At 65.6% G+C, this 13,970-nt stretch carries 12 protein-coding genes and 1 pseudogene; 5 read left to right on the forward strand and 8 right to left on the reverse strand.

What is annotated here, in order from left to right:
* The first annotated feature begins 16 nt into the window (after window positions 1–16).
* The gene (efeO, locus tag ACTAQI_RS10900; protein ID WP_457945811.1) at window positions 17–1,213 is read left to right on the forward strand and encodes an iron uptake system protein EfeO; all 1,197 of its coding nucleotides are present in this window, start codon (window positions 17–19) and stop codon (window positions 1,211–1,213) included.
* Window positions 1,214–1,269: 56 nt separating this feature from the next.
* Window positions 1,270–2,583 carry an iron uptake transporter deferrochelatase/peroxidase subunit gene (efeB, locus tag ACTAQI_RS10905; protein ID WP_457945813.1) on the forward strand — a complete coding sequence of 438 codons (1,314 nt, stop codon included), beginning with the start codon at window positions 1,270–1,272 and terminating at the stop codon, window positions 2,581–2,583.
* A 203-nt stretch (window positions 2,584–2,786) separates the two neighbouring features.
* Here efeB and htpX read toward each other — a convergent pair whose 3' ends face one another.
* The 5 genes and pseudogenes from htpX to ACTAQI_RS10930 form a co-directional block, all read right to left on the reverse strand.
* On the reverse strand, window positions 2,787–3,653 hold the full coding sequence (gene htpX, locus ACTAQI_RS10910; RefSeq protein ID WP_457945814.1) for a zinc metalloprotease HtpX: 867 nt from the start codon (window positions 3,651–3,653) through the stop codon (window positions 2,787–2,789).
* 28 nt (window positions 3,654–3,681) lie between these two features.
* Window positions 3,682–3,864: pseudogene (locus tag ACTAQI_RS10915) on the reverse strand (MFS transporter); the annotation flags it as partial.
* Between the two features lie 97 nt (window positions 3,865–3,961).
* Window positions 3,962–5,275, reverse strand: a complete 1,314-nt coding sequence (locus ACTAQI_RS10920; RefSeq protein ID WP_457945816.1) for a dicarboxylate/amino acid:cation symporter — start codon at window positions 5,273–5,275, stop codon at window positions 3,962–3,964.
* Window positions 5,276–5,421: 146 nt separating this feature from the next.
* Window positions 5,422–6,855 (reverse strand): aspartate ammonia-lyase, encoded by a 1,434-nt coding sequence (locus tag ACTAQI_RS10925; RefSeq protein WP_457945817.1) that lies wholly within the window; start codon window positions 6,853–6,855, stop codon window positions 5,422–5,424.
* Between the two features lie 172 nt (window positions 6,856–7,027).
* Window positions 7,028–7,729, reverse strand: a complete 702-nt coding sequence (locus ACTAQI_RS10930) for a FadR/GntR family transcriptional regulator (protein ID WP_457945819.1) — start codon at window positions 7,727–7,729, stop codon at window positions 7,028–7,030.
* Window positions 7,730–7,888: 159 nt separating this feature from the next.
* On the opposite strand from ACTAQI_RS10930, the gene ACTAQI_RS10935 reads away from it, so the two are divergent.
* The 3 genes from ACTAQI_RS10935 (at window position 7,889) to ACTAQI_RS10945 (ending at window position 10,652) form a co-directional block, all read left to right on the forward strand.
* On the forward strand, window positions 7,889–8,374 hold the full coding sequence (locus ACTAQI_RS10935; RefSeq protein ID WP_457945820.1) for a Fur family transcriptional regulator: 486 nt from the start codon (window positions 7,889–7,891) through the stop codon (window positions 8,372–8,374).
* Window positions 8,375–8,381: 7 nt separating this feature from the next.
* Window positions 8,382–9,878 carry a catalase gene (locus tag ACTAQI_RS10940; protein ID WP_457945822.1) on the forward strand — a complete coding sequence of 499 codons (1,497 nt, stop codon included), beginning with the start codon at window positions 8,382–8,384 and terminating at the stop codon, window positions 9,876–9,878.
* A 138-nt stretch (window positions 9,879–10,016) separates the two neighbouring features.
* Window positions 10,017–10,652 carry a DUF2461 domain-containing protein gene (locus ACTAQI_RS10945; protein WP_457945823.1) on the forward strand — a complete coding sequence of 212 codons (636 nt, stop codon included), beginning with the start codon at window positions 10,017–10,019 and terminating at the stop codon, window positions 10,650–10,652.
* Window positions 10,653–10,774: 122 nt separating this feature from the next.
* On the opposite strand, the gene ACTAQI_RS10950 is transcribed toward ACTAQI_RS10945, so the two are convergent.
* From ACTAQI_RS10950 to adhP, 3 genes are all read right to left on the reverse strand, one after another.
* Window positions 10,775–12,334, reverse strand: coding sequence for an amino acid permease (locus ACTAQI_RS10950; protein ID WP_457945825.1), 1,560 nt, complete (start codon window positions 12,332–12,334; stop codon window positions 10,775–10,777).
* Between the two features lie 174 nt (window positions 12,335–12,508).
* Window positions 12,509–12,916 carry a DUF779 domain-containing protein gene (locus tag ACTAQI_RS10955; RefSeq protein ID WP_457945826.1) on the reverse strand — a complete coding sequence of 136 codons (408 nt, stop codon included), beginning with the start codon at window positions 12,914–12,916 and terminating at the stop codon, window positions 12,509–12,511.
* On the reverse strand, window positions 12,916–13,938 hold the full coding sequence (adhP, locus tag ACTAQI_RS10960; RefSeq protein ID WP_457945828.1) for an alcohol dehydrogenase AdhP: 1,023 nt from the start codon (window positions 13,936–13,938) through the stop codon (window positions 12,916–12,918). The genes ACTAQI_RS10955 and adhP overlap by 1 nt, the downstream gene beginning before the upstream one ends.
* Window positions 13,939–13,970 lie beyond the last annotated feature (32 nt).

Below are 13,970 nucleotides of genomic sequence, written 5' to 3' on the forward strand. Positions count from 1 at the left end.
CACCAAAGGAATCCCCATGCCTGGCTACACCCTGCCCAAAACCGCCCGCACCACAGCCGGGACGAAGATCGCGTCGCTGGCTGCCGCGGTGGTCGCCGTCCCCCTGCTGCTCACCGGCTGCACGGACAACACTAAGGCAGCCGATGCCTCCCCCGGCGCCATCCAGGTGGTCAGTTCGAACACCGCATGCAAGGTGTCCACCGGCAGCGTGCCCAGCGGAAACCTCACCTTCACCGTCAAGAATGAAGGCGCAGAAGTCACCGAGTTCTACCTGCTGGCAGCGGACGGACTGCGCATCCTCGGCGAGGTGGAGAACATCGGTCCCGGCCTCACCCGCAACCTCGTGGTGACCGCCCCCGCTGGCACGTACACCACCGCCTGCAAGCCGGGCATGGAGGGCGACGGGATCAGGGGCGCCCTGGAAGTGACTCAATCCGGTAACCAGCCGTCCGCGGACGCGGACTTCCAGCACCTGCTCGACACCGCCACCGGACAGTACGCGTCCTACGTCAAGGACCAGAGCGAACGGCTGCTCAGCGGCACCGAGCAGTTTGCCGCGGCCTTCGCGGCGGGCGACGCAGAGAAGGCCCGTACACTGTACGCTTCAACGCGCCAGCACTGGGAGCGGATCGAGCCGGTGGCGGAGTCCTTCGGGGACCTGGACCCGCAGCTTGACGCCCGCGAGGCCGACCTTGAGCCCGGCCAGGAGTGGACCGGCTGGCATCGCGCGGAGAAGGACCTCTTCCCGCCCGCCGGTTACACAGCCTTGGCCGCGGCTGAACGGGCGTCCATCGCCGAGCGACTGGTGGCCGACACCAAGGAACTGGTGGAACGTACCCGCACCCTCGAATTCACGGCGGACAACCTGGGCAACGGCGCCAAGGAACTCCTCGATGAAGTGGCCACCGGAAAGGTGACCGGGGAAGAAGAGATCTGGTCCCACACTGACCTCTGGGACTTCCAGGCAAACGTTGACGGAGCCCGCATCGCGTTTGAGAACCTCCTGCCCGCGCTTCAGCAGAAGGACCCGGCACTGGCCGCGTCGCTGAACGAGAAGTTCGCGGCCCTGCAGGCGGAGCTGGCCACGCACGCCCAAGGTGCAGGCTTCACCTCCTACGACGAACTGGCTCCCGGGCAAGTCCAGCGGTTGGCCTCATTGGTGGATGCGCTGGGGGAGCCCCTATCCAAGCTGACGACGGCGGTGGTCCTGTGACCGGGTGCCCGTTTGGCGGGCGGCCGCCGGAGCCTCCCGGGCCGCTCGAATCCGCCGTGTCCGGGACACCGGGAGCGGCCAAGGACAGCGAACGGCCGACGGCGGGACCGCGCCTGAGCAGGCGCGGCCTGTTTGGCATCGCCGGACTGGGCGGCGCGGCCGCCGGGCTTGCCGCAGGCTTCCTGGGGCACGATGCCGTGGCCGCCTCTGCCGCGCCGCTGGCTGTAGACAGCCCGGTGGTCCCGTTCCACGGCGACCATCAGTCGGGCATCACCACCCCCGCGCAGGACCGCCTGCACATGGCGGCGTTCGACGTCACCACCACCAAGCGGGAAGAACTCATCCAACTCCTCAAGGACTGGACCCGGGCCGCCGAAGCTTTGACCGAGGGCCGCCCGGCCGGAACTACGGGTGCGGTGGACGGACCGTATGGAGCCCCGCCTGAAGACACCGGCGAAGCGCTGGATCTCAACGCCGGCAAACTGACCCTGACCTTCGGGTTCGGGGCCAGCCTCTTCGAAAAGGATGGCGTGGCCCGCTTTGGCCTGGAGGGCCGGCGGCCCGAAGCGCTGATCGACCTGCCGCACTTTCCCGGCGACGACCTGGACCCGGGGCGCAGCGGCGGTGACCTGGTGGTGCAGGCCTGCGCTGATGACCCCCAGGTGGCCGTCCACGCCATCCGCAATCTGGCCCGGATCGGTTTCGGGAAGGTCCGGGTCCGCTGGTCCCAGCTCGGGTTCGGCCGGACCTCCTCCACCTCCCGCGCCCAGCAAACGCCGCGGAACCTGTTCGGGTTCAAGGACGGCACCAACAACCTCAAGGTCGAGGACGAGCAGCTGCTGGACCAGCACGTGTGGGCGCACGCTTCCCGGCGGGAGGACGCCTGGCTGGCGGGCGGCAGCTACCTGGTGGCACGCCGGATCCGGATGCACATCGAAACCTGGGACCGCACCTCACTGGGTGAGCAGGAAAGCCTGATCGGCAGGACAAAGGGTGCGGGAGCTCCCCTGTCCGGAGGCGAGGAATTCACCGAGCCCGACTTCGGCCGGCAGGGCCGCGGCGGCAGGCCGCTCATTCCGCTCGATTCCCATATGCGGATGGCGCACCCCAGCCACAACAGCGGCGTGCAGATGCTGCGCCGCGGCTACAACTACACCGACGGATCCGACGGCGTCGGCCACCTCGACGCCGGCCTTTTCTTCATCGCCTTCGTCACCGATCCCCGGACCCACTACGTGCCCATGCAGATGGCCATGGCGAAAGGCGACACGCTGGCCGTGGAGTACCTGAAGCACACGGGCTCCGGCCTGTTCGCCGTGCCCGGGGGCGTCAAGCCGGGCGGGTTCGTCGGCGAAGGACTCTTCACGTAGCCGGACCGCTCAAGCCGGCCCCGCCCCGCCGTCGTTCCCGACACGCAAAAGGCTAACCGCTGCGCAGGTTCCCTGGCGCACCCGAAATACCAGGTGCGCCAGGGAATCCGCGCAGCGAAAATGAAAGTGCGCAGCGCGGACGGAGGTGCGCCTCGCTGGTGAAGGCAGGGCGTCGGCGGACCGGTCCGACGGCGGGTTCCCGGCTAGAGCTGCCGGCCCGCCATCCGCTCCAGCCGGGCGATCCGGTCCCCCATGGGCGGGTGGGTGGCGAACAGTTTGTTCATGGCACCGCCGCGGAACGGATTGGCGATCATCAGGTGCGAGGCGTTGACCAGCCGCTGGTCGTGCGGCAGCGGCGCAATGCTGACGCCGCGCTCGATCTTGGCCAGGGCTGAGGCGAGCGCCAGCGGATCGCCGGTGAGCTGCGAACCGTCCTCGTCGGCGTCGTACTCCCTGGTACGGGAGATGGCCATCTGGATCAGCGACGCCGCGAAGGGCGCCAGCAGGGCCATGGCGATCATGGCCAGCGGGTTGGCGTTGCGCCGGTCACCGCCGCCGAAGAACAGCAGCATCTGGCCCACCGAGGTGATCACGCCGGCGACGGCGGCAGCCACGGATGAGGTGAGGATGTCGCGGTTGTAGACGTGCATGAGTTCGTGGCCCAGAACGCCGCGGAGTTCGCGCGGGTCCAGGAGCTGCAGGATGCCCTCGGTGCAGCAGACGGCGGCGTTTTGGGGGTTGCGTCCCGTGGCGAACGCGTTGGGGTTCATGGTGGGCGAAACATAGATGCGCGGCATGGGCTGGTTGGCGCGCATCGAAAGCTCGCGGACAATCTGGTAGAGCTGCGGCGCCTGCGCTTCGGACACCGGGAAGGCCTGCATGGACCGGATGGCGATCTTGTCGCTGTTCCAGTAGCCGTAGAACGTGGTGCCCACGCCGATCAGGGCCATGATCCAGATCGGGGCCGAGCTGCGGGTCCCCACCCCGATGAGCCCGCCAAGGCCCAGCAGCACCGCCCACAGCACCCCGAACAGTGCCGCGGTCTTCAGTCCGTTGTGATGTTTGTGCACGTTTCCTCCTCAGTAAGGGAACGGCTCGCTAGGGTACCGGGTTCCGCGCATCGTACGTCCGGAAGCCCGGCTGCAGTTTCGCCGCCAGCCACGCCACCGCGATGCACAGCGCACCGCCGAGCAGCGGGACCCAGCCCTCACTCAAGATCCTAGTCGCGGCGGCGGCCGGCAGGTCGCCGATCCGCGGCCCGCCTGCCACCACCACGACAAAGGCACACGTTGGAGATCAGCCTTGCCCGGTTACGAAGCCTGGGTCGGAACCAGGCCAAACCGAACAGGACAGGATCGCCCCCAACCAGAGGTACCTGTCAGTGCATCGAGACGGTCTCGCGCTGCCTGCTGTCAGCGTCCATTTCTTCATCCGGTTCCGCTACTGCCTGCGTGGCCACGGCGGCAGCCGGCGACAGGCTGGACGCCTTGTCATGGTTCCGCCCGATGACAGCCGTGGCAATGGCATTTCCAAGGATGTTGGTGGCGGTTCGTCCCATGTCCAGGATTTGGTCGATCACCAGCAGGACGCCGATACCGGCTGCCGGAATACCGAATGCGGGGACGACGGCGGCCACGACCACGAGCGAACCGCGCGGAACGCCGGCCATGCCCTTGCTGCTGAGCAACAACATGGCCGTCATCGCGATCTGCTGGCCGAGGTCCATGTCGATGCCATACGCGTTGATGAGGAAGACGGAGGCGAACGTCATGTACATCATGGAGCCGTCAACGTTGAAGGAGTAGCCCAGGGGAAGGACGAAACCGGTGGTTCGTTTCTCGATGCCGAACTTGCTAAGACCCTCGATGAGCTTGGGCAGAGCCGCTTCGCTGCTGGAGGTGGCGAAGGCGATGACCATGGGTTCACGCACGATCCGGACCAGGCGGAACGCTGCCCGCCCGAGGAAAGCAACGGCGACGGCAATCATGAGGACCCACAGAACCGAAAGGGAAACGTAGAATCCGCCGATGAACGAGGCATAAGTGGCAAACGCATCCAGGCCCTTGGAGGTAAAGGCTGCCGCGATGCCGGCAAAAACGCCCACCGGGGCCGCCTTCATTACATATCCGGTGACCTTCAGCATGACGCCCATCAGTTCGTCGATGGCATCCGCTATGGAGGAGCGGCCTTTCTTCCGGAGGTTCAGCAGGGCGATGCCGAAGAGAGCGCCGAAGACGAGGATCTGGAGGGGGTTGTTTTCGGTCAGTGCGGCGAAGACGCTCGTGGGGATGATGTGGATAACAAACGCCTGGTAATCGAGGGGCTTCGTTTCCATCCCCGCATCGCCGCCCGGCATCAGGTTGAGCCCGTCACCGACGTTGAGCACGTGGGCGGTGATGAAACCGAAGGCGCCCACCAGGACGGAGGCGGACAGGAACCAGATCATGGAGCGCCCAAAGAGCTTTCCCACGCCTGCGGATTTGGCCGCTCCCGCGATGCCTGAGACGAGGGTGGCGAAGATCAGCGGGGCAATGATCATTTTGATGAGGTTCAGGAACATGTGCGTCACGGTGTCGAGGACCGCCACGACGGACCCGCGTGAGTCCACCGGCAGCAGCCAGTGGAAGAGCAGACCGCTGAGGATTCCGAAGACGAGTGCGGCCAGAATCCACATCGTTGATTTGTTTTTCATAGTCAATCCTTGGGTAGAGGCCGGGATATGTGGGCACGGCAATGTGCCCCTGCTCCCGTGGTCGGGCTGGGTGTGGTTTGCGGATGGTGGGCCCACGCCTGCCGGGTTCCCTGGCCGAGCTTGCGAGGCGAGGGAGCAGGTGGGGACTACTTGCTGAGGTTGGCCAGGCGTTCGGGGCTCAGGAGTTCCTGGAGCTGGGCGTCGGTGAGGAGCCCGTGTTCCAGGACGAGCTCGGCCACGCCCTTGCCGGTGGCAAGTGCTTCCTGCGCGATGGCAGTGGCGGTGGCGTAGCCGAGGTGGGGGTTCAATGCGGTAACCAGGCCGATGGATTGCTCCACGGTGCGGCGCAGGTGGTCAGTGTTGGCGGTGATTCCACGGATGCAGCGGGCCGTAAGGGTGCGGCAGGCTGCCTCGAGGTGGGAGATGCTCTTGTGGAGGCTGTGGACAATGATCGGTTCGAAGGCGTTGAGCTGCAGCTGCCCGGCTTCGGCGGCCATGGTGATGGTGACGTCATTGCCGATCACCTCGTAGGCCACCTGGGAGACCACTTCCGGGATGACCGGGTTGATCTTGCCGGGCATGATGGAGGACCCGGACTGGACGGCCGGCAGGTTGATTTCGCCGAAGCCCGCGCGCGGTCCGGAGGAGAGCAGGCGGAGGTCGTTGCAGATCTTGGACAGTTTGACCGCCACGCGTTTCAGTACGCCGGAGAGGTGCACGAAGGCGCCCACGTCCTGGGTGGCTTCGATGAGGTCGACGGCGGTCACCAGCGGCAGCCCGGTCATCTCCGCCAGGTGCCGGCAGGCTGTGTCGGCGTAGCCGGCCGGGGCGTTCAGGCCGGTGCCGATGGCGGTGGCGCCGAGGTTGATCTCGTGGATCAGCAGCTCGGCCTCCGCCAGGCGCAGCCGGTCCTCGCCGATGGTGACGGCGTAGCTGCCGAACTCCTGGCCCAGGGTCATGGGCACGGCGTCCTGCAGCTGGGTGCGGCCCATCTTCACCACGGTGCGGAATTCCACGGCCTTGGCAGCGCAGGCGTCCTCGAGTTCTTCGAGTGCTGCCAGCAGTTCCCGGGCGGCGAAGATGGTGCCCAGCTTCACGGCCGTGGGGTACACGTCGTTGGTGGACTGGCTGAGGTTGACGTGGTCGTTCGGGTGCAGCCGCGCGTAGTCGCCCTTGGGGTGTCCCAGGATTTCCAGCGCCCGGTTGGCGATGACCTCGTTGGCGTTCATGTTCGATGACGTCCCGGCACCGCCCTGGACGACGTCCACCACGAACTGGTCAGCGAGCATGCCCGCCATGACGTCCAGGCACGCCTGCTCGATGGCGTCGGCACGCTCGGCGTCCAACAGGCCGAGCTCCCGGTTGGTGCGGGCGGCAGCAAGTTTCACGGCGGCCAGTCCACGGACCAGGTGCATGTTGGAGGACAGCTTCTGGCCGGTGATGGGGAAGTTCTCCACGGCCCGGAGCGTGTGTACGCCCCAGTAGGCGTGCGCCGGGACGTCCCGGTCACCCAGCAGGTCGTGCTCGGACCTGGTGGTGGGGGCGGATGTAGTATCCGCAGCGGTGTCGATCATGGTCATTAAGGTCCTCACAGGGCTTCGTTGACGGGTTTGGACGAAAGGGCAGGGCTGAAGAAGGGCAGGGTGAACCAGAGCGTGGAAAGGAAGGACATGAAAAGGAATGCGGAGCTCAGGTTGTCCTGTGGACTGAAGACTGTGGCGGATCCGGTTGACTGCCGCAGGGAGTGGCCGGTCAGCCTCCCGGGACGATGGTGCCCAATGCACACTCCACCCCATGCAGATGCATGGTCATGGCTTGGGACGCGTCCTCGGCCGAGCCCCGCTCGATGGCAGCGAAAATCCGGGCATGTTCGTCGCCTGATTCCTTCCGGCGGTCGGCCAGCAGGTTGAGGGTACTTGACTGGTTCGCCATGGCCTCACAGATGTCCGACAGAAATGATTCAAAGACGCCGTTGCCGCTGCACCGCGCGATGGTCATGTGAAACTCCGTATTCAGGAGAACCCACTGCTGGATGTCATCCGCCTCCGCCATTTCACGAAGGATTTCCCGAAGGGCTTCCAGGTCTTCGTTGCTGCGGCGCCGGGCTGCCAGGCCTGCAGCGGGTACCTCGACATGGGGCCGGGCCTCCACGAGGGCGCTGGCAGAGTATTTTCCGAGTTTGAGGTCCCGGGCGACCTTGTCGGCGATGACGAAGGTCCCCTTGCCGGTGTGGGTGGCGGTCAGTCCCAGGGCGGTGCATGAGCGCAGCGCCTCCCTGACCATGGTCCTGCTGACGCCGTACTGCCGGGCAAGCGTCGCTTCCGAGTCGAGGCGAGTGCCGACGGGGATCTGTCCACCTTCTATGGCGCCACGCAGCGAAGCGAAAACCTGCTCCGCCGCACCAACGCGCACCACCGGTTCTTGTCTAGCTGTCCAGCTGTCCAACAGGTCCATACGAATGACTATGGCACTAGTCACAGGCCCTGTCAAAAGGGCGTCAGAATACTGGGCACCAACCGCGGCCAAGCGGGCGGCCGGGCGTGCGCGAAGAGCGGCTGCAAGGTTAGTCACGCCTTATTGCGATAAATTCAAAATAAGTGTTTCAATGGAGCCATGACGGAGCACTTTGACGGCCAGGAAGCGTGGGCTGCAGCCCTGCGCGCCCACGGCCGCAGGGTGACCAAGCAGCGGCTGGCCGTGCTGGCCGCCGTCGAACGCCACCCGCACTCCCCTGCCGAAAGCATCCTTGCCGCCGCCCGGGCCGAACTGCCTGAACTGACGGCCCAGTCTGTCTACGTTGTCCTGGGCGACCTGACAGACCTGCACATGCTGCGCCGGTTCGAGCCGCCGCACTCCCCCGCCCTGTACGAAACGCGCGTTGGAGACAACCACCACCACGCCATCTGCATCAGCTGCGGGCGCGTGGAAGACGTGGACTGCGCCGTCGGCCATGCCCCCTGCCTCACGCCCCACTGGAACCCGGACGCCAAGCCGATGACCATCCAGATCGCTGACGTCATGTACCAGGGCATCTGCCAGGACTGCCAGCGGGCCCAGCAACTTCCTTCCCACAGTCCCTCGCAAGAAAAAGAGAAATAGGAGAACAATGACTGCCGTTTCCACAACCCAGTCAGGTGCGCCGGTTACGTCCGACGCTCACTCGAAGTCAGTTGGTGCCGATGGTGCCATCATCCTGACCGACCACTACCTCATTGAGAAGCTCGCCCAGTTCAACCGCGAGCGGGTTCCGGAGCGCGTAGTGCACGCCAAGGGCGGCGGTGCATTCGGCACGTTCAAGACCACCGAGGACATCTCCAAGTACACCAAGGCCGCGTTCCTGCAGCCCGGCGTCGAGACCGAAATGCTCATCCGCTTCTCCTCCGTCGCCGGTGAGAACGGCTCTCCGGACACGTGGCGCGACCCCCGCGGTTTCGCCGTGAAGTTCTACACCACCGAGGGCAACTACGACCTCGTGGGCAACAACACCCCCGTCTTCTTCATCCGCGACGGCATCAAGTTCCCGGACTTCATCCACTCCCAGAAGCGCCTGCCGGGCACGCACCTGCGCGACGCCGACATGCAGTGGGATTTCTGGACCCTGTCCCCCGAGTCCGCCCACCAGGTCACCTGGCTGATGGGTGACCGCGGCCTGCCCGCCTCCTGGCGCGAGATGCAGGGCTACGGCTCGCACACCTACCAGTGGATCAACGAAGCCGGTGAGCGCTTCTGGGTCAAGTACCACTTCAAGTCCAACCAGGGCGTGAATTCCATGAGCTCCGAGCAGGCCGAACAGCTTGCCGGCTCCGACGCCGACTTCTACATCCGCGACCTGTCCGAGAACATCGCTGCGGGCAACTTCCCGTCCTGGGACCTGCACGTCCAGGTCATGCCGTACGAGGATGCCAAGACCTACCGCTTCAACCCGTTCGACCTGACCAAGGTCTGGCCGCACTCGGACTACCCGCTGATCAAGGTGGGCACCATGGAGCTGAACAAGAACCCGGAGAACTACTTCGCGCAGATCGAGCAGGCCACCTTCGCGCCGTCGAACTTCGTGCCCGGCATCGCCGCCTCGCCGGACAAGATGCTGCAGGCCCGCATCTTCTCCTACGCCGACGCACACCGCTACCGCGTGGGCACCAACCACGCGCAGATCCCCGTGAACCAGCCCAAGAACCAGGTCAACAACTACAGCCAGGACGGCCAGGGACGCTTCCTGTTCAACGCCCCCTCGGTTCCGGTCTACGCCCCGAACTCCGTGGGCGGCCCCGCTGCCGTTGAGCCGCAGAACCCCGCCGGCGGCTGGGAGAACGACGGCGAGCTGACCCTCGCTGCGCACTCCCTCCACGCCGAGGACAGCGACTTCGTCCAGGCCGGCGCGCTGTACCGTGAGGTCTACGACGAGGCCGCCAAGGCACGCTTCCTGGAGACCATCACCGGTGCAGTGGGCGGCGTCCAGAGCCCCGGCATCAAGGAACGCGCCATCCAGTACTGGACCAACGTCGACGCCGAACTGGGCGCCAAGCTGCGCGCCAACCTCGGCGCCGTGGCCGCCCCCTCGGCTCCCACCTCGGATGCAGAGTCCGCCAACAAGATCGGCTGACCAGGCTCCTGCCGGCTGAACTGAAAGACCACCCCGCCACGGGCTTCCTGTGGCGGGGTGGTCTTTTTGCTGCTCCCTTTTTGCACATACGGTCCCGACCCCCTGGCCCCTCCCGCGGCCTGATCCTAGGCTCCGTTCATGGAAACATTTGCAGGCATTCCCCCCGAAGCCTTCCTGTTCTACGCGGAGCTGGAAGACAACAACAACCGCGAGTGGTGGCTGGGGCACAAAGGCGCCTACGAGACCACCGTCAAGGAGCCCTTGGCCCGGATCCTTGGGGAACTTGAGCCGGAGTTCGGACCCGCCCGCCTGTTCCGCCCGTACCGTGACATCCGCTTCTCGCAGGACAAATCTCCCTACAAAACCGCGCAGGGTGCCTTCGCCACCAGGCAGGAAGGCGTGGGCTACTACCTCCAGGTCAGCGCCGACGGGCTGTTGGTAGGAGGCGGCTACCGCTCCCATACACCGGCACAGCTGGCCAGGTTCCGGGCTGCCGCCGACGCTTCGGGGAGCGGCGCCGCGCTGCAGGAGATCGTGGAATCAATCGCAGCGGCGGGTTTCAGCATCGACGGGGAAAAACTCAAGACCGTTCCACGCGGCTTCGACAGGCACCATCCGCGGGCCGAACTCCTCAAGCACAAGACGCTGTACACAGGAGTGGACCTGGGCCGGGCGGAGTGGATAGCCACGGAAGCGGTCACGGAGGAAATCGCAGCCAGGTGGCGGCAGCTCCGTCCCCTCGTGGAGTGGGTCAGCCGGTACGCGGCACCCTGAGCCGCCGGAAACACGGAGCTGCTGGAAACGCTGAGCCTCCGCCAACACTGGGAGGCTGGAAACAGGGCTGCCCGCCCGGCACAGGCCGGGCGGGCAGTTCAACTGCTTGGAGTGGCGGGCCGTCAGGTCCTGCTCAGCTCGTCCTCGTCGTCATGCGCACCGGCCGCAGGTGCAGCGGAACCGGCGCCGTTGACCGTCGCATTGGCTTCGGCGAAGCGCTCATTGAGCCGCGAGTGGCGCTGGCCGTAGGCGAAGTAGATTGCCAGGCCGATGACCAGCCAGATGGCGAAGAAGATCCAGGTTTCCACGGCGAGGTTGGTCATCAGGTACAGGCACAGCGCCGCAGACACAATGGGCAGCACCTTGCCGAGCGGGACCCGGAAGGCAGGCTTCAGGTCCGGGCGCTTCTTGCGGAGCACCAGGATGCCCAGGCTGACCACCACGAACGCGGACAACGTACCGATGTTGATCATTTCTTCGAGCAGGTCCACATTGGTGAGGCCTGCCACCAGGGCAACCGCGGCGCCGCAGATGATCTGGAGGCGGACCGGCGTCGAACGCTTGTCGCTGGTCTTGGACAGAGCCCGCGGCAGCAGGCCGTCGCGGCTCATGGCCAGCACCACGCGGGACAGGCCCATGAGGAGCACCATGATCACGGTGGTCAGGCCCACCAGGGAACCGAAGGCGATGACCTTGGCGGCGGACGTGTCGCCCACGGCCTCGAAGGCAGTGGTGAGGGTGGGGCTCTTGGCCTCGGCGAGCTGGGTGTAGGACACCATGCCGGTCAGGGCCAGGGAAACCAGGATGTAGAGCAGCGTCACCAGGGCCAGGCCGCCGAAGATGCCGCGGGGCAGGGTCTTCTGCGGGTTCTTGACTTCCTCGGCGGAGGTGGCCACCACGTCGAAGCCGATGAAGGCGAAGAACACCAGGGCGGCACCGGCGAAGATGCCCATGGTGCCGTACTGGGCGGGCGCGGCGCCGGTCAGGAAGCCGAAGAAGGACTGCTTGAGGACGTCGGCGGCACCGGTGCCTGCCGTGGGCTCGGCTGCGGGAACGAACGGGCTGTAGTTCTCGAACTTCACGTACGTGAAGCCCACCACGATCACGAACAGCACCACGGCGATCTTGATCAGGGTGAAGATGTTCCCCACCCGGGCGGAGAGCTTGGTGCCCAGCACGAGCAGCACGGTGAAGATCGCCACGATCAGGAACGCGCCCCAGTAGAGGTCAACGCCACCGAGCGAGATGGCCGGCGGGACGTCCAGGCCCGTCAGGGCAAACACCTTGCTGAGGTAGATGCCCCAGTATTTGGCGATCACGGCAGCCGCCGTGAAGAGTTCGAGGATCAGGTTCCAGCCGATGATCCAGGCAAGGAGTTCGCCCATGGTGGCGTAGGTGAAGACGTAGGCAGATCCCGCCACGGGAATGGCGGTGGCGAACTCCGCGTAGCACATGATTGCCAGGGCGCAGGTGACGGCGGCGATCGCGAAGGAGAGGGTTACGGCAGGACCTGCGAAGTTGGCGGCAGCCTTCGCGCCGACCGAGAAGATACCGGCGCCGACAGCAACGGCGACGCCCATGATCATGAGGTCCCAGGTGCTGAGGGAACGCTTGAGCTTGCGTCCGGGCTCATCGGCGTCGGCAATCGACTGCTCGATGGATTTTGTCCGCAGAAGATTCATAAGGGGTCACAATCCTGGTTTGTGAGGGAAACAGACCTATCAACGATAGTGTCCATCCACTGGACGGCCCCAATCGTCCCGAATAGTGAGACAGGGTTACTGCCGAATATTCTTCTGCCTACACACTCGGGGCCCTCCGAATGGAGAGCCCCGAGTGCCTGTTGATCGAACTTTCTAGGAGGGCCAGTCCATCAATGTTGACCGGATCAGGAAGCGTTTACCCTCAGGCGCTTCCACGGAAAAGCCGCTCCCCCGGCCGGGTACGACATCGATGGTCAGGTGGGTGTGGCTCCAGTAGTTGAACTGCTCCCGGGACATCCAGAACTCGAGCGGCAGCGGCCGCAACCCCTCGGAGAGGTCGAACAGCCCCAGCAGGACGTCCGCTCCCCCTGTGATGAAGTCCCCGGCGGGGTAGCACATGGGTGATGATCCGTCGCAGCAGCCGCCGGACTGGTGGAACATGAGCGGGCCGTGCCGGTCCCACAGCATCCGCAACAGGTCCACGGCGGCCGGCGTGAGCGCCACCCGGGAGAAATTCTCCCCGGGCAGCGTCACGGCGGCTTCCAACCCTTCAGCGGGCATCAGAACCTCAGCACCACGCGGCCGTCGATCTTGGCATGCTTCATCTCATCGAAGACCGCATTGACCTCCGACAGCTCCCGAACGGACACCGTGGGATGGATCTTTCCCCGGGCGTAGAAATCCAAGGCTTCCTCCAGGTCCTGGCGGGTGCCCACGATCGAGCCGCGCACCGTCAATCCCTTGAGCACAATCTCGAAGATCGGTGCCGGGAAATCCCCCGGCGGCAGTCCGTTGAACACGATGGTGCCGCCGCGGCGGGCCATCCCGATCGCCTGTCCGAACGCTGACGGGTGCACCGCAGTAACCAGCACTCCATGGGAGCCTCCTGTTTCACGCTGGATCACCTCGGCCGGGTCTTCATGCAGGGCGTTGACGGTCAGTTCGGCGCCATGGGCCTTGGCAAGGGCCAGCTTGTCGTCCGCGATGTCCACGGCGGCAACACGAAGTCCCATGGCCACGGCGTACTGGACGGCGATATGCCCCAATCCGCCGATGCCGGAAATGGTGACCCACTGGCCCGGCCGGGTTTCGGTCATCTTCAGCCCCTTGTAGACGGTGACGCCGGCGCACAGCACCGGCGCCACCTCGACGGGGTCGGATCCCGCCGGTATGCGGGCCGCGAAGCGCGAGTCCACGAGCATGTACTCCCCGAAGGAGCCGTCCACGCTGTAGCCACCGTTCTGCTGCGCCTCACAGAGGGTTTCCCAGCCCGTGCGGCAGTACTGGCAGTCTCCGCAGGCTGACCACAGCCACGCATTGCCCACCAGGTCACCTACGGTGAGGTCGGAAACCCCCTCACCCAGGGCCACTACTTCACCCACGCCCTCATGGCCGGGCACGAACGGAGGGGAGGGTTTGACCGGCCAGTCCCCCTGGGCGGCGTGAAGGTCCGTATGGCAAACGCCGGTGGTCAGGACCTTGACCAGCGCCTGTCCGGGGCCGGGCTGGGGAATGGCGATGTCCTTGACCGAGAGGTCGGTGCCGAACTCAGTTACTACTGCTGCTTGCATTGTCGTCGTCATTGGCGAAATCCTTGCGTCGTTGTAGTGGTGGA

The sequence above is a fragment of the Pseudarthrobacter sp. alpha12b genome (assembly GCF_054130495.1).